15 protein-coding genes are annotated in these 20,186 nt (G+C 39.9%); all 15 read left to right on the top strand.

The window, feature by feature from the left end; translation table 11 throughout:
- Window positions 1-2: 2 nt before the first annotated feature.
- The 15 genes from purQ (at window position 3) to gatC (ending at window position 20,181) form a co-directional block, all read left to right on the top strand.
- The gene (gene purQ / locus MHI10_RS19225) at window positions 3-686 is read left to right on the top strand and encodes a phosphoribosylformylglycinamidine synthase subunit PurQ (RefSeq protein ID WP_340788335.1); all 684 of its coding nucleotides are present in this window, start codon (window positions 3-5) and stop codon (window positions 684-686) included.
- Window positions 673-2,907 (top strand): phosphoribosylformylglycinamidine synthase subunit PurL, encoded by a 2,235-nt coding sequence (gene purL, locus MHI10_RS19220; RefSeq protein ID WP_340788334.1) that lies wholly within the window; start codon window positions 673-675, stop codon window positions 2,905-2,907. Before purQ ends, purL begins: the two co-directional genes overlap by 14 nt.
- A complete protein-coding gene (gene purF / locus MHI10_RS19215) occupies window positions 2,883-4,301 on the top strand; it encodes an amidophosphoribosyltransferase (RefSeq protein ID WP_340788332.1) in 1,419 nt (472 codons plus the stop codon). Before purL ends, purF begins: the two co-directional genes overlap by 25 nt.
- 41 nt (window positions 4,302-4,342) lie before the next feature.
- Entirely contained in the window at window positions 4,343-5,398 is a 1,056-nt protein-coding gene (purM, locus tag MHI10_RS19210) for a phosphoribosylformylglycinamidine cyclo-ligase (protein ID WP_340788330.1), read from the top strand.
- Window positions 5,398-5,964: a phosphoribosylglycinamide formyltransferase gene (purN, locus tag MHI10_RS19205; RefSeq protein ID WP_340788328.1), complete on the top strand. Its 567-nt coding sequence runs from the start codon at window positions 5,398-5,400 to the stop codon at window positions 5,962-5,964. The genes purM and purN overlap by 1 nt, the downstream gene beginning before the upstream one ends.
- 83 nt (window positions 5,965-6,047) lie before the next feature.
- Window positions 6,048-7,583, top strand: a complete 1,536-nt coding sequence (gene purH / locus MHI10_RS19200; protein ID WP_340788326.1) for a bifunctional phosphoribosylaminoimidazolecarboxamide formyltransferase/IMP cyclohydrolase — start codon at window positions 6,048-6,050, stop codon at window positions 7,581-7,583.
- 440 nt (window positions 7,584-8,023) lie between these two features.
- Window positions 8,024-9,274 carry a phosphoribosylamine--glycine ligase gene (gene purD / locus MHI10_RS19195; RefSeq protein ID WP_340788323.1) on the top strand — a complete coding sequence of 417 codons (1,251 nt, stop codon included), beginning with the start codon at window positions 8,024-8,026 and terminating at the stop codon, window positions 9,272-9,274.
- A gap of 233 nt (window positions 9,275-9,507) precedes the next feature.
- Window positions 9,508-11,235 carry an adenine deaminase C-terminal domain-containing protein gene (locus MHI10_RS19190; protein ID WP_340788321.1) on the top strand — a complete coding sequence of 576 codons (1,728 nt, stop codon included), beginning with the start codon at window positions 9,508-9,510 and terminating at the stop codon, window positions 11,233-11,235.
- 84 nt (window positions 11,236-11,319) lie between these two features.
- Window positions 11,320-12,375: a DUF3048 domain-containing protein gene (locus tag MHI10_RS19185; protein WP_340788318.1), complete on the top strand. Its 1,056-nt coding sequence runs from the start codon at window positions 11,320-11,322 to the stop codon at window positions 12,373-12,375.
- Between the two features lie 19 nt (window positions 12,376-12,394).
- Window positions 12,395-12,709 (top strand): YerC/YecD family TrpR-related protein, encoded by a 315-nt coding sequence (locus MHI10_RS19180; protein ID WP_057984852.1) that lies wholly within the window; start codon window positions 12,395-12,397, stop codon window positions 12,707-12,709.
- A 130-nt stretch (window positions 12,710-12,839) separates the two neighbouring features.
- Window positions 12,840-13,532, top strand: a complete 693-nt coding sequence (locus MHI10_RS19175) for a heptaprenylglyceryl phosphate synthase (RefSeq protein WP_445683232.1) — start codon at window positions 12,840-12,842, stop codon at window positions 13,530-13,532.
- Window positions 13,533-13,822: 290 nt separating this feature from the next.
- Window positions 13,823-16,084 carry a DNA helicase PcrA gene (gene pcrA / locus MHI10_RS19170; protein WP_340788310.1) on the top strand — a complete coding sequence of 754 codons (2,262 nt, stop codon included), beginning with the start codon at window positions 13,823-13,825 and terminating at the stop codon, window positions 16,082-16,084.
- A gap of 12 nt (window positions 16,085-16,096) precedes the next feature.
- Window positions 16,097-18,094, top strand: a complete 1,998-nt coding sequence (ligA, locus tag MHI10_RS19165) for an NAD-dependent DNA ligase LigA (RefSeq protein ID WP_340788307.1) — start codon at window positions 16,097-16,099, stop codon at window positions 18,092-18,094.
- An 18-nt stretch (window positions 18,095-18,112) separates the two neighbouring features.
- On the top strand, window positions 18,113-19,285 hold the full coding sequence (locus tag MHI10_RS19160) for a CamS family sex pheromone protein (protein ID WP_340788305.1): 1,173 nt from the start codon (window positions 18,113-18,115) through the stop codon (window positions 19,283-19,285).
- A 605-nt stretch (window positions 19,286-19,890) separates the two neighbouring features.
- On the top strand, window positions 19,891-20,181 hold the full coding sequence (gatC, locus tag MHI10_RS19155; protein ID WP_340788304.1) for an Asp-tRNA(Asn)/Glu-tRNA(Gln) amidotransferase subunit GatC: 291 nt from the start codon (window positions 19,891-19,893) through the stop codon (window positions 20,179-20,181).
- Window positions 20,182-20,186 lie beyond the last annotated feature (5 nt).

Raw genomic sequence — 20,186 nt, 5'->3', positions numbered from 1 at the left:
TCATGAAATTCGCAGTAATCGTGTTCCCTGGATCGAACTGTGACATCGATATGTATCACGCGATCAAAGATGAACTAGGTGAAGAAGTAGAGTACGTTTGGCATACTGAAACAGATTTAAGTAAGTTTGATGGCGTTTTAATTCCTGGTGGTTTCTCGTATGGTGACTACTTACGCTGTGGCGCAATGGCTAACCAATCAAACATTATGGCTGAAGTTAAAAAAGCGGCAGCAGCAGGTAAACCAGTATTAGGCGTATGTAACGGGTTCCAAATTTTAACGGAAGCTGGATTGTTACCAGGCGCACTTTTACGTAACAGAGACTTAAAATTCATGTGCCGTACAGTGCAACTTAAAGTAGAAAATAACAATACATTATTTACAAACCACTACGGGGCGGGTCAAGTAATTGATATTCCAATTGCACATGGTGAAGGTAACTACTATTGTGATGAAGAAACATTAGCAAAATTAAAAGAAAACAACCAAATTGTGTTCACTTATTCAGGTCATAATCCAAACGGTTCTTTAGAAGACATCGCAGGTATTGTGAATGAGCAAGGAAACGTACTTGGTATGATGCCTCACCCAGAGCGTGCAGTAGACGCTTTAGTAGGCGGAGCAGATGGTCTTGAATTATTTAAATCAATTGTTAAGCAGTGGAGGGAAAATCATGTCAACAACTAACTTTGAGCCAACAGCAGAGCAAATTAAAGAAAAGAAGCTTTATGCTCAAATGGGTATGTCAGATGAAGAGTTTGCGATGGTAGAAGGTATTTTAGGGCGCCTACCAAACTGGACAGAAACAGGTTTATTCTCGGTAATGTGGTCTGAACATTGCTCTTACAAAAACTCGAAACCAGTATTACGTAAGTTCCCTACAACAGGTCCTCAAGTATTACAAGGACCAGGTGAGGGTGCTGGTATTGTTGATATCGGTGATGAGCAAGCGGTTGTATTTAAAATGGAATCACATAACCACCCTTCAGCAATTGAGCCGTACCAAGGTGCAGCAACAGGCGTTGGCGGTATTTTACGTGACGTATTCTCAATGGGGGCACGCCCAATCGCAATGTTAAACTCATTACGTTTCGGTGAATTAAAAACTGCGCGCGGTAAATATTTATTTGAAGAAGTTGTAGCGGGTATCGCAGGTTATGGTAACTGTATCGGCGTTCCAACAGTAGGTGGAGAAATTCAGTTCGATCCTTGCTATGAAGGCAATCCACTTGTCAATGCAATGTGTGTTGGTTTAATCGACCATAAAGACATTCAAAAAGGTGTTGCAGCAGGAGTTGGGAACACAGTTATGTACGTTGGTGCAAAAACTGGTCGTGACGGAATTCACGGTGCGACATTCTCATCTGAAGAGCTATCAGAGGATTCAGAAGAAAGCCGTTCAGCAGTACAAGTTGGTGACCCATTCATGGAGAAACTACTTCTTGAAGCATGTTTAGAAGTTGTAAAATCGGATGCATTAGTAGGTATTCAAGATATGGGTGCTGCTGGTCTTACATCATCTTCAGCAGAAATGGCTTCTAAAGCAGGTACGGGTGTGGAAATGAACTTAGACTTAATTCCACAACGTGAAACGGGCATGTCAGCTTACGAAATGATGCTTTCAGAATCTCAAGAGCGTATGTTACTTGTTGTAAAAGCAGGTCGTGAAGAAGAAATTAAAGCAATCTTTGAAAAATATGATTTAGACGCAGTTGCAGTTGGTCACGTAACGGATGATAAACAATTACGTTTAGTTCATAACGGTGTAGTAGTAGCAGACGTTCCTGCTGATGCACTTGCAGAAGATGCGCCGGTTTACTACAAACCATCTGCAGAGCCAGCTTACTTTGCTGAGTTCCAAGCAATTGAAAATACAGAGCCAGTTATTGAAGGCTTTAAAGAAACATTATCAGCTCTATTACAAGCGCCAACAGTTGCTTCTAAAGAGTGGGTTTATGATCAATATGACCACCAAGTACGTACGAGCACAGTAGTAGCCCCTGGTTCAGATGCAGCGGTTATCCGTGTACGTGGGACGAATAAAGGGTTAGCGATGACAACGGACTGTAACTCTCGCTATATTTACTTAGATCCGGAAATGGGCGGTAAAATTGCAGTAGCAGAAGCAGCACGTAATATCGTATGTTCAGGTGCTGAGCCATTAGCAATTACAGACTGCTTAAACTTTGGTAACCCAGAAAAACCAGAAATTTTCTGGCAAATCGAAAAGTCTGCTGACGGTATCGCAGCAGCATGTAACGCATTATCTGCACCAGTAATCGGTGGTAACGTATCACTTTATAATGAGCGTTCTGGAGAAGCGGTTTACCCAACACCAACAATTGGTATGGTTGGATTAATTACTGACTTAGCACATACGACAACACAAGAAGTAAAAGCTGCTGGTGACGTTGTTTATGCAATCGGTGAAACAACGACTGAGTTTGGTGGCTCTGAATTACAAAAGTTATTAAATGACGGCAAAATTTCAGGTAAAGCACCTGCAATTGATCTAGATGTAGAAGCAGCACGTCAAAAGGCTATTTTAGAAGCAATTCGTGCAGGATTTGTACAATCAGCACATGACGTTTCTGAAGGTGGCGTAGCGGTTGCATTAGCTGAAAAAACATTCAGTGCAAAAGGCTTAGGTATTGATGTGACATTAGCAGGTTCAGCGGTAACGGCTTTATTCTCAGAATCACAATCTCGTTTCATCTTAACGGTAAAAGAAGAAAATGCAGCAGCATTCGAAAAAATCGTTACAGATGCAGTGAAAATCGGTGTCGTAACGGCAGAAGCACTTGTTAAAATTAGCGGTGACCAAGGCGTTCTTATCGAAGGTACTGTGGAGGAATTCCGTTCTAGTTGGAAAGGGGCAATCCCATGCTTGCTGAAATCAGAGGCTTAAACGAAGAATGTGGGGTATTTGGGATATGGGGTCATAATGATCCAGCCCAAATTAGTTACTACGGATTGCATGCATTGCAGCACCGAGGACAAGAAGGCGCGGGTATTGTCGTTACTGACGGCAATAACCTGCGTGCTGTTAAAGGTGAAGGACTTGTCAACGATGTGTTCAATGAGGGCAAGCTAAGCAAAGTAAAAGGTAAAGCAGCGATTGCACATGTACGTTATTCAACGCAAGGGAATAGTGGTCTTGAAAATGTTCAACCACTACTTTTCCATTCATCTACTGGCAGTTTGTCGATTGCACATAACGGAAACCTAGTGAATGCGAGTCACTTAAAGCAATATTTAGAGCGTGCAGGTAGTATCTTCCACTCTACATCAGATTCGGAAGTGCTCGCACATTTAATTAAAAAATCATCTCATTCACCATTCCGTGAGAAAGTGAAAAATGCATTATCTTTATTAAAAGGGGCATTTACATTTTTAATTATGACAGAAGATGTGATGATGGTAGCGCGTGATGTGAATGGATTACGTCCACTCGCAATCGGTAAATTGGGCGATGGTTGGGTAGCTGCTTCTGAAACGTGTGCTTTTGATTTAATTGGGGCAGAATATGTGCGTGAAGTAGAACCTGGTGAGCTTGTGATCATTACGGATAAAGGCATTGAATCAGATATGTTTGCTAATCCAGCTAACCGTGCAATGTGTGCGATGGAATATGTCTATTTAGCGCGTCCTGACTCAAATATTGATGGCATTAATGTGCATATGGCACGTAAACGTATGGGGAAAATCTTAGCAAAAGAATGTGCCCATATTGAAGCGGACGTTGTAACAGGTGTACCCGATTCTAGTATTTCAGCAGCGATTGGTTTTGCTGAGGCAAGTGGTATTCCATATGAGCTTGGCTTAATTAAAAATCGCTATGTTGGCCGTACATTTATTCAACCGACACAAGAACTGCGTGAGCGCGGTGTAAAAATGAAATTATCACCTGTTGTTCAAGTTGTAAAAGATAAACGCGTCGTGATGGTCGATGATTCAATCGTTCGTGGGACAACATCAAAACGTATTGTCAAAATGCTAAGAGAAGCAGGTGCAAAAGAGGTGCATGTTGTTATTTCATCACCTCCAATGATCGACCCATGTTTCTACGGTATTGATACGTCAACACATGAACAATTAATGGCTGCTAGTCACAGCGTTGAAGAAATGCGTGAAGCAATCGGTGCAGATACAATCACATTTTTATCTGAAGAAGGAATGGTCGAAGCAATTGCGCGTCCGTTCGAAGATGAAAATCGTGGACTTTGCCTGGCATGCTTTACAGGGAAATATCCAACAGAAATTTTCCCAGACACAGTGTTACCACATGAAAAAGATTGTTAAGCGAAATTGATTAGGTCTACTTAAGGAGGAGCAAGTACATTATGTCAAAAGCATATGAACAAGCAGGCGTAAATATTGAAGCAGGTTATGAAGCAGTAAAGCGTATGAAATCACACGTTGAACGAACAAATCGATTAGGTGTGATGGGGACTTTTGGTGGCTTCGGCGGAATGTTCGATTTGTCTGCATTAAACTTAAAAGAGCCTGTTCTTATTTCAGGTACAGACGGTGTAGGTACGAAATTAAAGCTTGCCTTTATGGTAGACAAGCACGATACAATTGGCGTGGACTGTGTGGCAATGTGTGTCAATGATATCGTAGCACAAGGTGCAGAGCCACTATACTTCCTTGACTATGTTGCGGTAGGTAAAGCAGTGCCTGAAAAAATCGAGCAAATCGTAAAAGGCGTAGCAGACGGTTGTGTACAATCTGGTGCAGCTTTAATCGGTGGCGAAACAGCAGAAATGCCAGGTCTTTATGAAGAGGACGAGTATGACTTAGCAGGTTTCGCAGTAGGTGCTTGTGAAAAGTCAGATATCGTTACGGGTGAAAAGATTGTAGAAGGTGACGTATTAATCGGTCTTCCTTCAAGTGGTGTTCACTCAAACGGTTATTCTTTAGTTCGTAAAGTTATTTTTACAGATAATGATTGTGCGGTAGATGCAGTTGTAGAAGGCTATGAAGATCTTGGTCCAATCGGCGAAGCGCTTTTAGTCCCTACGAAGCTTTACGCAAAACCAGTATTAGCAGCTTTAAAAGCAGCAGACGTTCATGGTTGTGCACACGTTACAGGCGGTGGTTTCTATGAAAACCTACCACGCATGATGCCAGAAGGCTTAGCAACAGAAGTTGACTTAGGTTCTTGGCCGGCATTACGTATCTTTGACTTCTTAAAGGAAAAAGGTGCTTTAGCAGACAAGGATTTATATAACGTATTCAATATGGGAATTGGCTTTGTTATGGCTGTTCCTGCAAGTGAAGTAGATAAAGTGATCGCAGCAACTGAAGCAAATGGTGAAAAAGCATACACAATAGGTCGCGTAGTAAAAGGTGAAGGCGTTATTTTCAACGGTGAGCATGACGGGAGTTTAGTGTAATGGTAACCAAAATCGCAGTATTTGCTTCAGGCAGTGGCAGTAACTTTCAAGCAATTGCCGAAAGCATTGAGCGCGGCGAATTAACAGCAAACATCGGGCTTGTTATTACAGACAAGCCAGGTGCCTTCGTCGTAACGCGTGCCGAAAAATTGGGTATTCCAGTATTGGAATTAGCACCAAAAACGTTTGATTCAAAGGCAGCGTACGAAGCAAAAATTATTGAAGTGTTACAAGAAAAGAAAATCGAGTGGATTATTTTAGCAGGCTACATGCGTCTTGTTGGTGAGACGTTATTGTCTGCATATGAAAATCGTATCATAAATATTCACCCATCATTACTTCCATCATTTCCGGGCAAAGATGCGATTGGACAAGCGATGGAGCATGGTGTGAAAATTACGGGTGTCACAGTGCATTATGTAGATGCTGGTATGGATACAGGGAAAATTATTGCACAAGGCGCTGTCGACGTTGTTGTAGGTGACCGCGAAGCAACAGAATCCCGTATTCATAAGCTAGAACATGAACTGTACACAAATACATTACAGCAGTTGTTCGAAAACTAATTTTCGTTTGAGTCGCTCCTGTGAGGGCATGTGCTCACCGAAAAAAGATTACTTGAAATTGAAATTAATTGGAGGACCTAATCGTGACTAAACGCGCACTTATTAGTGTTTCAGATAAAAGCGGTATTTTAGAATTTGCAAAAGAATTAGTAGCTCTTGGCTATGAAGTATTATCAACTGGTGGTACAAAACAATTGTTGCACGATAACAATGTACCCGTAACAGCAGTAGATGAAGTAACAAAATTCCCAGAAATTTTAGATGGTCGTGTGAAGACATTAAACCCAATGATTCATGGTGGTCTTTTAGGGAAATTTGACGAGCCAAGCCATGTTGCACAAATGGAAGAGCATGGTATCGAACCAATCGAAATCGTATGTGTAAACCTTTATCCATTCGTTGAAACCATTTCTAAGCCAAATGTTTCTTGGGATGATGCGATTGAAAACATCGATATTGGTGGTCCAACAATGCTACGTTCTGCAGCTAAAAATCATGCTTACGTAACAGTAATCGTGGATGCAAATGACTATGCCGCTGTTTTAGAAGAGCTAAAAGCAGATAACAAAACAACATTAGAAACACGTCGTCGTTTAGCGGCGAAAGTATTCCGTCATACAGCTGCATATGATTCGTATATTTCAAATCATTTATCAAATGCGATTGGCGAAGAGTTCCCAGAAAACATGACGTTAACTTATGAGTTGAAGCAAACGTTACGTTATGGTGAAAACCCACACCAAAAAGCAGCATTTTATGCAAAACGTTTAGGCTCGGATTTCTCAATTGCCTATGCCAATCAATTACACGGTAAAGAGTTATCTTACAATAACATCCAAGATGCAAATGCTGCATTACAAATTGTAAAAGAGTTCGAAATGCCAGCAGCAGTTGCTGTGAAGCATATGAATCCATGTGGTGTTGGTACAGGTGAAACAATTGAAGAAGCGTTCAATAAAGCATATGAAGCAGATCCAACGTCTATTTTCGGTGGTATTATTGCTCTAAATATGGAAGTGGATGCTGCAACAGCAACGAAATTAAGTGAAATTTTCTTAGAAATTATTATTGCGCCTTCATTCACAGAAGAAGCACTTGAAATTTTAACGAAAAAGAAAAATATCCGCTTAATGACAATTGACTTTGCACAAGCGAAACAAGATCATTTTAATGTTGTATCAGTAGAAGGTGGCTTACTTGTTCAAGAGCCAGACCGCTATGGTTTTAACGAAGCAGATATTAAAGTTGTAACAGACCGCGAACCAACTGAAGCGGAGTGGAATGCATTAAAGCTTGGCTGGGCAGTTGTGAAGCACGTAAAATCAAATGCAATCGTAGTAACAGACGATCAAATGACATTAGGCGTTGGTGCTGGTCAAATGAATCGTGTTGGTGCAGCGAAAATTGCTTTTGAGCAAGCAGGAGAAAAAGCAAACGGCGCAGCACTTGCATCGGATGCATTTTTCCCAATGGGTGACACAGTTGAAGCTGCTGCTAAAGCAGGTATTAAAGCAATCATCCAACCAGGTGGCTCGATTAAAGATCAAGAATCAATCGACGCAGCCAATAAATACGGTATCGCAATGGTATTCACTGGCGTTCGTCATTTCAAACATTAATAATTGATTTGAATATTTAGCACTATGTATAGTATAATAGAATAATGTTTCACTAATGCTCTGGCCGGGCATTAGCAGAAGCGTTTGCAAATGCTTTCTTCACTATTCTTTCTGGCCGGAAAAATAGCGAAGAACATCGAATGAATGACCTTGGCCGGGTCTTTCGTTCAATAAATTGTTACATGCATCCACTTTGGTCGGGGGATGCGCGTAACAGCCTATATTTATAAGGGACACAACAATACTTTTCTGGTCGGATAGCGTTGTTGCCACTTTATTAATAAAAACGCTCGCCTGCTTATGGCGGGCGTTTTTTTTCTACTATACAGAAAATACATAGTGAACTATATAACTTGAACATATGAAACCTGCTTTAAAAGAATCGATATAAGAAAGCTTACATCAATAAAAGGAATTCAACTTTAAAGGAGAGCAAAAAAATGAACATACTTGTAATCGGTAGTGGTGGTCGTGAACACGCAATCGCAAAACAATTTAATAATGCCCCTTCAGTACAAAAGGTATTTGTTGCCCCAGGTAATGATGGGATGAAAAATGATGCAGAAATCGTTGCAATTGATGCATTAGATTTCGCAAAATTAGCGGACTTTGCTAAGGACAATGAAATAGCTTTAACATTTGTAGGTCCGGAGCAGCCATTGGCAGAAGGGATTGTCGATTACTTTAATGAGCAAGGGTTAGTAATCTTTGGTCCAACGAAAGCAGCTGCACAAATTGAAGGTTCAAAATCGTATGCAAAAGATATTATGAATAAATATAATATTCCAACTGCAGCACATGAAACATTTACTGACGCCGATAAAGCGGTGGCGTACATTAAAGAACAAGGCGCGCCAATCGTTATTAAAGCAGATGGACTTGCAGCAGGTAAAGGTGTAATTGTTGCAATGACAGAAACAGAAGCAATTGAAGCAGTAAAAGATATGATTGGAAATCAACGCTTTGGTGATTCCTCTTCACGCGTCGTAATTGAAGAATTCCTTGATGGGGAAGAGTTCAGCTTCATGTCATTTGTTCATAAAGGACAAATTTATCCAATGGTTATTGCACAAGATCATAAACGTGCATATGACGGCGACCGTGGACCAAACACAGGTGGTATGGGTGCTTATTCACCAGTGCCACAAATTTCAGAGGACATTGTAAAAGTTGCTTATGATACAGTTGTTGAACCAACAGTAAAAGCAATGGAAGCAGAAGGCGTTTCATTTACAGGGATTTTATATGCTGGCTTAATTTTAACGCAAAAAGGTCCGAAAGTAATCGAGTTCAATGCGCGTTTTGGTGATCCGGAAACACAAGTCGTTTTACCACGAATGGCATCGGATTTTGGTGAATTTATGCTCGCTTTAATGAACGAAAAGCCATTTGATTTACAATGGAAAGCAGAGGCGATTTTAGGCGTTGTCGTAGCTGCTGATGGTTATCCAGGTGATGTGGAAAAAGGACATTCACTACCGAATTTAAGTGATTTGGAACTGCCGGTTTATCATGCAGGTACAAAGCTTGTAGATGGCCAATATGTCGGGAATGGTGGCCGTGTTATTTTAGTTGCTGCGGAAGCGAAAGATTTAAAAGAAGCGCAAGAAAAGGTATATGCAGAACTTGCCAAAAAAGAATGGACGAACTTCTTCTTCCGTCAAGATATCGGTTGGAGAACATTTGAATAATCGAGTAACATTTTACTGATTATGCGTTGTAAAGAAAATGAAAACGTTGGGAAGTACGGTAGAAATTTTGCTACCGTACTTTTTAAATTGTAATTTTTTTCTATAATACTTTGCTTTGTGAAAGTGCTATGATACGATAAAAATAGGTTCGAAAAGGAATTGTTTTTACCATTTCTACTAAATATCTTATATGTAATTGATAAAATTTCGATAATTGAGAGGAGCGTTTTATTATGTCTGAAGTCAAATGGAAAATTAAAGATATTCGTGAACAAGTGAGTATTATTGATGGGAAAGTAGCTCCTAATCTCGTGCTGCAAAATGCAAAATACTTGCATAGCATTTTTAAGCAATGGTTGACAGGGAATATTTGGATTTCCGGTGATCGCATTGTGTATGTTGGAAGGGAAATGCCAGCTAATATAGAAAGTACGGAAATAATTGATATGACGGGTAAAACCGTTGTGCCTGGATATATTGAGCCACATGTACATCCGTTCCAACTGTATAATCCACATAGCTTTGCGCAGTTTTGTGCACAATCGGGTACAACGACATTTATTTCAGATAATATGACGCTCGTTTCTTTATTAAATAATAAGAAAGCGTTTTCTTTGATGGATAATTTAAGTCAATTGCCATTTTCATATTATTGGTGGGCGAGATTTGATTCGCAAACAGAACTTGAAAACGAAGGTGAACTCTATTCGAATGCTTCGGTATGTGAATGGTTAGAGCGTCCTGATGTCGTTTTAGGTGGCGAATTGACAGGTTGGCCTCGTTTAACTCGTGGGGATGATCAAATGCTATATTGGATTCAAGCAGCGAATCTTAAAGGCAAGAAAGTGGAAGGTCATTTCCCAGGAGCTTCCGATAAAACATTGGCGAAAATGCGTTTGTTTGGTGTTGATGGAGATCATGAAGCGATGACAATTGAAGATGTAGAGGCGCGTATTTTACATGGTTATGCAGTGACGCTACGTTATTCTTCGATTCGCCCAGATTTACCACAGTTGTTAAAAGGGGTTGTCGAGCGAGGCTATCCGATTTTTGACCACTTAATGATGACAACGGACGGTTCAACTCCGAGCTTCCATCAAGATGGCGTTATTGATAAATGTATTCGTGCGGCACTAGAAGCGGGTGTTAGCCCAATTGACGCGTATAATATGGCATCATACAATGTTGCGCGCTATTATGATATGTCTAATTTACATGGAATTATTGCGACGGGGCGTTATGCTACTATTAATATTTTATCAGATGAAAATTCACCAACTCCAGAAGCTGTTCTTTCGAAAGGCGTGTGGTTGAAGCGGGACAATGTAGATCAACAAGCATTCCCAGAAATGGATTTATCCGATTTTGGGAAATTGACAATTGATTTTGATTTAACAGATGCAGATTTCCAATTTTCAATGCCAATCGGGATTGAGATGGTGAATGATGTTATAACAAAACCATATAGCATCTCCACTCAGGGGAAAAATACATTGTCAACAGATCATGATGAAAGCTATTTAATGTTAGTTGATCGCGATGGAGCATGGCGTATTAATACAATGCTGAAAGGCTTTGCCACACATGTACAAGGCTTTGCTTCTTCTTATTCCAATACAGGCGATATTATTTTAATTGGAAAAAGTATTGAAGACATGAAGCATGCTTTTAATGAATTAAAGAAAATGAATGGCGGCATCGTATTAGTAGAAGGTGGGCAAGCTGTGACATCTTTACCGTTAGCTTTTTCGGGTTCAATTTTTGATGGTCCAGTGGAGGACGTTATTCAACTAGAACTAGATTTAAAGGCTGCTTTAAATGAACGTGGCTATCATCATACGGATGCAATTTATACGTTACTATTTTTACAATCAACGCATTTACCATATATCCGTATTACACCAAGAGGGATTTTCGATGTCATGAAAAATACGGTGATGCTACCGTCCGTTATGCGTTAACTTGCTTCAGCGACAGTCCCCCATTTCTATAAGTGGGGGACTACTATGCTGAGGTGTAATTGATTCGAGTAGGAGGAAAATAAAATGAAGAAGCGCGTTTTTTTGATTGCAGCGGTTTTAAGTGCGGCAGTTGTAGCAGGCTGTTCGGACAAAGAACAGGTGGAGCAGCCAGAAGCAGAAATTGAAGAACAAGAGGAAGAAGTTTTAGTTGCAGATGCGGAAGAAGAGCTGCCGTTTGTTACACCGTTTACAGGTGAGCCAATTGCCGATGAAATGACGACGCGCCCCATTGTTGCAACGATCAATAATCACCCATTAGCACGTCCTCAATCGGGTTTAGCACAAGCAGATGTCGTATATGAAATGCTTGCAGAAGGAGATGTAACGAGATTTTTAGCGTTGTATCAGTCGAAAATTCCACAATCAATTGGACCAATCCGTAGTGCACGCTCTTACTTTATCGATATTGCGAAAGGGTTAGATGCTTTTTATTTAGCGCATGGCTATAGTCCAGAGGCGAAATCGATGCTTGATAAGAGAGTGGTTGAGGGAATTAATGGGATGCAATATGATGGCATTTATTTCAATCGTTCTTCTGAGCGAAAGGCCCCACATAATTCCTATATTTCAGGTGAAAATGTAGTTGCAGGCGCAGAAAAAATAGGTGCTTCACTACTTTATCAGAAAAAAGTATCTTATCCTTTTTATGAAGGCGAAGATAGTGTTAAAATAGGAACACAGGCTAGTGAAGTAGCGATAAACTACAGTACGAACGGGAAATTTAATAGCCAGTATGTATTTGATTCGGAAACAAATCGTTATGCTAGATTTTCTGCAAATGTCCAAACAATCGATTATGTAACACAGCAGCCAATCGAATTAGCAAATGTTTTATTTTTTGAGATGCCACATCAAATTATTGATAATGAAGGTAGACGCGCGATCAATATTAAAAATGGCGGGAACGCATATGTTTTCCAAAGTGGAATGATGCGTGAAGTAAAATGGAAAAATGAAGATGGCTTTTTAGTTGCCATTGAGGAAGATGGATCTGAAGTGAAGCTAGTGCCAGGGCAAACATGGGTTCATTTTGTACCGACGTCACCAGGGCTCGCGTCATCTGTTACATATTCACAATAGAGAGGAATGGGGGAGCTATATGCAAATCGAAAAGATTCGTGGTCATCAAACCGAGCAGTTATTTAAGGCGGTCCTTGAGTTAAAGGATATTGAAGAATGCTATAAGTTTTTTGATGATTTATGCACAATCAGTGAAATCCAATCGTTAGCACAACGCTTTGAAGTAGCACATTTATTACGTTTAAAGAAAACGTATGAGACGATCAAAAAAGAAACGGGTGCTTCAACAGCAACGATTTCACGTGTTCGCCGTTGCTTTGATTACGGCAACGATACGTATGATGAAATGCTAGGACGCTTGTATCCTGATGAAAAACCATTTGAACCGAAGTGAGATGGAGCAAAAAATGAAATGAATGAAAAGACTGGGCATTTTATTTGCTCAGTCTTTTAATATTTCTAGAAACTTCGCTATACTTGTAGATGGGAAGTTAACGATAAATTAAGATGAACAGGTGGATATAATAATGGAATATTTAAATTGGCAACATGTGTTTAAATTAGATCCTGCAAAGGAAATTTCTGACGAAGCACTGGAGCAAATTTGTGAATCAGGAACGGATGTTATTTTAGTGGGGGGCACGGATGATGTAACACTAGATGGTGTTTTAGATTTGTTAGTGCGCGTTCGTCGCTTTTCAGTGCCGATTGCTTTAGAAATTTCAAACTTAGAAAGTATTACACCAGGCTATGATTACTACTTCATTCCATCTGTATTAAATAGTACAGAGACGCGTTGGGTAAAAGATTTACATCATGAAGCCATTAAGGAATACGGTGATATTTTAATTTGGGAAGAGCTTGTTGCGGAAGGGTACTGTGTGCTGAATCCAGATTGTAAAGTTGCACAAGTGACAAATGCCAAAACGGATTTAACGGTAGATGATGTAGTTGCCTATGCACGCATGGCTGAAAAATTCTTTAAGCTGCCGATTTTTTATCTAGAATATAGCGGAACTTATGGCGATACTGAAATTGTGAGCGCGGTAAGTGAAGTGTTAAATGATACAAAACTGTTTTATGGTGGTGGCATTACTTCACCAGAGCAGGCAAAAGAAATGGCTGCCTATGCGGATACAATCATTGTCGGAAATATTATATACGATGATTTAAAAGTGGCGTTAAAAACAGTGCAAGCAGTGAAAAATGTAACTTAATTCAGCAAAAGTCCCCTACTTCCGTAAGCGGGGATGAATGCCAAATAGGAAATTCTATTCAGTGGGGGTTCACCCCCCTGCTGAATCAAGTTAAGCCTCGGCGGATGTCACAGATTTTTTAAGGGAAAGAGGAAATCAGCCTAAAGACGTCACATCGTGTGACAACGGCTGACTGACCCACGTCCTGTGGCCCTAAGCTCGAAAAAAATCTGGACGCAATTACGCAGATGCGTAATTGATCAAAGTAATATATAATAGGAACAAACGTTCTTTTGATTGGATGGTGTAGTATGGATCATATTGCAAATAGTTTAGTAACAGGCATGAATCCACAGCAAGCAGAAGCAGTGAAAGCAACAGAAGGACCACTACTAATTATGGCGGGTGCAGGTTCAGGAAAGACTCGAGTTTTAACGCATCGCATCGCCTATTTAGTTGTTGAGCGGCAAGTATATCCTTCGAAAATTTTAGCGATTACGTTTACAAATAAAGCGGCACGTGAAATGCGTGAACGAATTGACGCCATTCTTGGAAATGGTACAACGGATGGGATGTGGGTATCGACATTCCACTCCATGTGTGTGCGCATTTTACGACGCAATATTGACCGCATAGGCTATACGAAAAGCTTTTCGATTTTAGATAGTTCAGATCAGTTAAGTGTCATTAAAAACATTTTAAAAACGGATAATATTGACCCGAAAAAATATGATCCACGTGCTATTTTAAATACGATTAGTTCAGCGAAAAATGAATGTATTACAGTTTCGGAGTTCGAAGCGAATCAAAATCCACATAATCCGTTTGAAAAAATAGTGGCACAGGTGTATAGGGGCTATCAAAAACGTCTAAAGCAAAACCAAAGTCTTGATTTTGACGATTTAATTATGCTGACAATTCGTCTATTTGAGCAGGCACCTGATGTGCTCGAATTTTACCAAAATAAGTTCCAATATATTCACGTCGATGAGTATCAGGATACAAATAAAGCCCAATATTTGCTAGTTCAAATGCTTGCGAAGAAATTCCGTAATATTTGTGTTGTTGGGGATTCGGATCAGTCGATTTATCGTTGGCGTGGTGCGGATATTACAAATATTTTATCGTTTGAAAAGGATTATAAAGAAGCAACAGTTATTATGTTAGAGCAAAACTATCGCTCGACAAAACGTATATTACAAGCAGCAAATAGCGTCATTGAAAAGAATAAAAATCGCTATAAAAAAGTATTGCGTACAGACAATGCAGAGGGCGAAAAAATTCAACTTTACAAAGCGGGCAATGAGCAAGATGAAGCGCAGTATGTCGTTCGAACGATTCAAAAGTTGATGAAGGATGAAGACTATAAGCTGAATGATTTCGCTATACTTTATCGTACAAATGCACAGTCACGTGTTATTGAGGATGTCCTTGTCAAATCGAATATGAACTATCAAATTGTTGGCGGAACAAAATTCTATGACCGCAAAGAGATTAAAGACTTACTTGCCTATTTACGTCTAATTTCGAACAATGATGATGATTTATCACTAGCACGCATTATTAATGAGCCAAAACGAGCAATTGGTGCGACGTCATTTGATAAGATGCTCCAATATGCAATCGAGCAAGACCGTTCGATTTTTGATGCAATGAGTGAGCTTGTCTTTATGGGACTCACAGGGAAGGCATCTGCATCGGCTGAAGCATTTTACAATATGATTCGTTCATTAAGTGAGCGCCAAAATGACTTGTCTGTGACAGAGCTTGTGGAAGAAGTTATCGAAAAATCAGGCTACCGCAAAATGCTAGAAGCGGAAAAATCAATTGAAGCAGAAAGTCGTCTTGAAAACATTCAAGAGTTTTTAACGGTTACACAAGCATTCGAAAAACGCAGTGAGGATCAATCACTTGTGGCCTTTTTAACGGACCTTGCACTAGTAGCTGATATTGATTCTTTAGATGAAGAAGAGAAAGCAAAAGGGACGATTATATTAATGACAATGCACGCCGCAAAAGGGCTAGAATTCCCGGTTGTTTTCATCATTGGCATGGAAGAAAATATCTTCCCGCATTCTCGTTCATTGGAAAGTGAAGAGGAAATGGCCGAAGAAAGAAGGTTGATGTACGTCGGTGCGACTCGTGCGGAACAAAGGCTGTACTTAACATGTGCAGGCTCACGTACAATCTTTGGACGTACTGGTTATAATGCACCGTCTCGCTTCTTGCGTGAAATTGACGAAGATGTAATCGAGCAAGTTTCCAAGTCAGGTGGTGCTTCATACCGCGATACATCTTTACCATTTGCAACGAATCGTTATGATCGAATGCCGACGAAACGTTCATTAGGTGCTGTGCAAAATCCTGCGTCACAAACTTCACGTCTTGCAAACACAGGTGGCAGTCAATTTGATTGGAAAATTGGTGACAAGGCAAGTCACGGAAAATGGGGCATTGGCATGGTCGTTAGTGTAAAAGGTGAGGGAGATGGCATGGAATTGGACATTGCATTCCCAGCACCAACAGGTATTAAACGTTTATTAGCAAAATTTGCACCGATTCAAAAAGCTTAGGAGGATATTAAAATGAATGAAATTGAAAAAAGAATTGCACAGCTAGGTCAGCTTCTTCATGAGTACGGTTATGCGTATTATGTGCAAGACAAGCCACTAGTGGCGGATAGTGTATACGATCAACTTTTGCACGAATTAATCGCACTTGAAGAAGCGAATCCGCAATTCATTTATCCTGATTCTCCAACGCAACGTGTCGGTGGAGCGGTTGTTGAGGGCTTCCAAAAAGTGACGCATCAAACAGCGATGCTTAGTCTTTCCAATGCATTTAATGAAGAGGATTTACGTGATTTTGACCGAAAAATCCGCCAAGCAATTGGAGATAATTTTTCGTATGTATGTGAGCTGAAAATTGATGGCCTTGCTATTTCATTACGCTATGATAACGGTGTATTTGTGCAAGGAGCAACACGTGGCGATGGCTCTGTTGGTGAGGACATTACGATGAACTTAAAGACAATTCATGCCATACCACTACGCTTAAAAGAACCATTAACGATGGAAGTACGTGGGGAAGCGTATATGCCGAAAAAATCATTTGAAAATCTCAATGAAATACGTCGTGAAAATGAGGAAGAGCAATTTGCGAATCCACGTAATGCAGCAGCAGGATCTCTCCGTCAGCTAGATCCGAAAATAGCAGCAAGTCGTAATTTATCAACGTTTATTTATTCGATTGGTGGAGATGGCGAGGCATATGGCATTGATGGGCATGGTGAAATGCTCGATTATTTAGAGCTCCTTGGTTTCCCATCAAATAAAGAAAGACAATCATGTGCAACAATTGAAGAGGTTTTAGCGTTTATAGAAAAGTGGACAGAAGCACGTCCAAATTTACCTTATGAAATAGATGGTATCGTTATTAAAGTGAATTCATTTGCACAACAGGATGAGTTAGGTTTTACAGCAAAATCTCCACGTTGGGCAATTGCCTACAAATTCCCTGCAGAAGAAGTCGTTACAACGCTTGTAGATATCGAGCTAACGATAGGGCGTACAGGCGTCATTACACCAACAGCCATTTTAACACCTGTTCTTGTTGCGGGTACAACCGTGAGCCGCGCATCTCTTCATAATGAAGATTTAATTCGTGAAAAGGATATTCGCATTAACGACACGGTCATTGTAAGAAAAGCAGGGGACATTATTCCGCAAATTGTTGGTGTCGTGCTTGAGCAGCGCCCAGATGATACGATTCCATATACAATGCCAACCCATTGTCCTGCATGTGATGAGGAAGTTGTTCGCGTTGAAAGTGATGTGGCATTGCGCTGTATTAACCCGTTATGCCCGGCGCAAATTGCTGAGGGTATAAAGCATTTCGTGTCACGTAACGCGATGAATATTGACGGCTTAGGTGAAAAAGTGGTCGAGCAACTACTGCGTGAAGGTTCAATTAAAGATGTAGCAGATCTATATTTATTAACGATTGAAATGCTTCTTCCACTTGAAAGAATGGGGCAAAAATCCGCAACCAATTTAGTCGAAGCAATTGAAAAATCAAAGAGCAATTCATTAGAAAAGCTATTATTTGGTTTAGGTATTCGACATGTGGGTGAAAAAGCAGCCAAAATATTAGCAGAGCATTTTGAAACGATCGATCCATTAATGGAGGCGACAGAAGAACAATTAACGGCTATCCATGAAATTGGTGATAAAATGGCGGAATCCATCGTTGCCTATTTTGCGAATGAACAAATTCAACTATTAATAAGCCGTTTAAAAGATGTCGATGTGAATATGAATTATACTGGTAAAAAAGTAGTCGTTGAGGTCGGTGCCAATCCATTTGCAGGAAAAACGATCGTGCTTACTGGGAAACTTCAACAATTGACACGTAATGATGCGAAGGCGAAAATAGAACAGTTAGGCGGTATTGTTGCAGGAAGTGTAAGTAAGAAAACAAATCTTGTAATCGCTGGTGAAGATGCGGGCTCTAAGCTAGAAAAAGCACAAAGTCTCGGCATTGAAATTTGGGATGAAAACCGCCTAATTGAACAATTACACTAGTAAAGGAGGTTTATTCTCATGAAAAAATATCGCTGGGTGCCGGCAATGCTTGCTATTTTGCTTCTCGCTGCATGTGCACCGAAGCCTACACCAAACAATGAGTTAACTCAGGAATCTGATTCGGAAGAAGTAGAAACGACAATAATCCCAAATAAGCAAATAAGCGATAATTACTATAAAACATTGATTCCTTATAAAGAAAGTGCAAGCCGTGGATTAGTCGTATCGAATATTTTTACAAAGTACGATATGAAAGAGGCCGAATTAGGTTTAATGCGTGTGTCTCAAAATAAATTTGATACCGAAAAATACTATTTTCAAGAGGGACAATATTTATCAGAAGAAATGTTAAAGTATTGGCTAGCTCGTCCAAATCAGACGAAAGATAAAGGACCTGAATATCAAGGACTCAACCCATCGAGCATTGATGAAGCGACAGGGCAAGAGATGGAGGCGACGGTTAGAGCAACAGAGGCGCCAGTGTATTTAGCACATTTAATCGAACAAAATTACTTAACAAAAACAGACAACAATAAAATAACGCTTTCAGGTATTTCCATTGGCTTGGCATTAAATTCAGTCTATTACTATCAAAAAGAACAGTATGGAGAATTTTTCGAGCAAAAAATCCCGGATGAAGAGCTAGAAAAAGAAGGGAAAAAGATTGCGCAAGAAGTGATTAATCGACTTCGAGCGCGTTCAGAGTTGGCTGAAGTACCGATTGTCATTGCACTATTTAAGCAAGAAGAGCGTAATTCGATTGTTCCAGGTACATATTTTGCCTACAATTCGGTTGATGCGAACCAATCGGCTTTAGGAGATTGGAAAGACGTTCATGAAAAATACGTGAAATTCCCGATGTCCTCACCGGATGAAATGTACCGTGATATGAACAAGGATTTCTTAAACTTTAAGCAAGATGTAGACAAATATTTCTCGAACTTCACAAGTGTATTTGCAACAGGTTTTTATCAAAATAAAAAAATACAAAAGCTTGATATCGAAATACCCATTCAATTTTATGGGACAGCTGAAATTACAGGATTCACACAATATTTAACTGGATTACTGCTGACTCATTTACCAAAAGATTTATTAATTACGGTTAGTATTACTTCGGTTAACGGACCAGAAGTATTAATCAAAAAGGAACCGAATAACAACGAGCCATTTATTCATATTTATGATTAATGATTGAAAAGAATGGAGAAAACCATTATTTTAATTTTAGGATTAAGATGATGGTTTTTTCACATTTTACTAACTAAAAAAACACTTTAACTGTTTATTGCATTAAATTGGTAAAGAACACCTGTAACTTCCTACAGTTTGCTGAAATTTTCGTCGGATTTGTGATTTTTACAGGGAAAAATGGTATGATTATTGGCATGGTTTATATTCGTTCAGTGGTGTTCTAGCACGCACTGAATGAATATAAAGCCTCGGCGGATGTCACAGATATTTTAACTTAATTCAGCAGAAGTCCCCTACTTCTATAAGTGGGGGATGAATGCCAAAAAGGCAATTCTATTCAGTGGGGGTTCAAACCCCGGCTGAATCAAGTTAAGCCCCGGCGGATGCCACAGATTTTTAAGGGAAGTTTTTCGAGCGAGCTCGAAAAAATCTGGACGCAATTACGCCGAGGCGTAATTGATAGAAATGAACTTAGGGTGTTAGCCAAGTTCGTCGCGTTCATGCGACAACTTCTAACTGACCTGCATCGTGCAGACCCCAATTCTAAATCTGGACAAAAGTTAGCCGTGGCGTAATTGATTCGAAATTTGGAGGTGTAAGAAATGGCGAAAATATCTAAAGAAGAAGTAAAACACGTAGCGCACTTAGCTCGCCTTGCTATTACAGAAGAAGAAGCAGAGAAATTTGCTGAACAACTTGGCAAAATTACAGACTTTGCAGAGCAGCTAAATGAATTAGATACAACGAACGTAGAACCAACATCACATGTTTTACCACTTGTAAATGTAATGCGTGAAGACGTAGCTAAAGAAGGCTTACCAATTGAAAAAGTAATGCTTAATGTAAAGAGCCAAGAAGCAGGTCAAATTAAAGTACCATCAATTATGGAATAATTTAA

Source organism: Solibacillus sp. FSL K6-1523, assembly GCF_038005225.1.
Taxonomy (GTDB): Bacteria; Bacillota; Bacilli; order Bacillales_A; family Planococcaceae; genus Solibacillus.
The sequence above is the reverse complement of the archived record's forward strand: the minus strand, read 5'-3'. Positions and strand labels throughout refer to the sequence as shown.

Excerpts from the sequence above, each read along its gene's own strand:
- purQ (WP_340788335.1), top strand. The coding sequence starts at position 3 with ATGAAATTCGCAGTAATCGTGTTCCCTGGATCGAACTGTGACATCGAT.
- purL (WP_340788334.1), top strand. The coding sequence starts at position 673 with ATGTCAACAACTAACTTTGAGCCAACAGCAGAGCAAATTAAAGAAAAG.
- purF (WP_340788332.1), top strand. The coding sequence starts at position 2,883 with ATGCTTGCTGAAATCAGAGGCTTAAACGAAGAATGTGGGGTATTTGGG.
- purM (WP_340788330.1), top strand. The coding sequence starts at position 4,343 with ATGTCAAAAGCATATGAACAAGCAGGCGTAAATATTGAAGCAGGTTAT.
- purN (WP_340788328.1), top strand. The coding sequence starts at position 5,398 with ATGGTAACCAAAATCGCAGTATTTGCTTCAGGCAGTGGCAGTAACTTT.
- purD (WP_340788323.1), top strand. The coding sequence starts at position 8,024 with ATGAACATACTTGTAATCGGTAGTGGTGGTCGTGAACACGCAATCGCA.
- MHI10_RS19190 (WP_340788321.1), top strand. The coding sequence starts at position 9,508 with ATGTCTGAAGTCAAATGGAAAATTAAAGATATTCGTGAACAAGTGAGT.
- MHI10_RS19185 (WP_340788318.1), top strand. The coding sequence starts at position 11,320 with ATGAAGAAGCGCGTTTTTTTGATTGCAGCGGTTTTAAGTGCGGCAGTT.
- MHI10_RS19180 (WP_057984852.1), top strand. The coding sequence starts at position 12,395 with ATGCAAATCGAAAAGATTCGTGGTCATCAAACCGAGCAGTTATTTAAG.
- pcrA (WP_340788310.1), top strand. The coding sequence starts at position 13,823 with ATGGATCATATTGCAAATAGTTTAGTAACAGGCATGAATCCACAGCAA.
- ligA (WP_340788307.1), top strand. The coding sequence starts at position 16,097 with ATGAATGAAATTGAAAAAAGAATTGCACAGCTAGGTCAGCTTCTTCAT.
- MHI10_RS19160 (WP_340788305.1), top strand. The coding sequence starts at position 18,113 with ATGAAAAAATATCGCTGGGTGCCGGCAATGCTTGCTATTTTGCTTCTC.
- gatC (WP_340788304.1), top strand. The coding sequence starts at position 19,891 with ATGGCGAAAATATCTAAAGAAGAAGTAAAACACGTAGCGCACTTAGCT.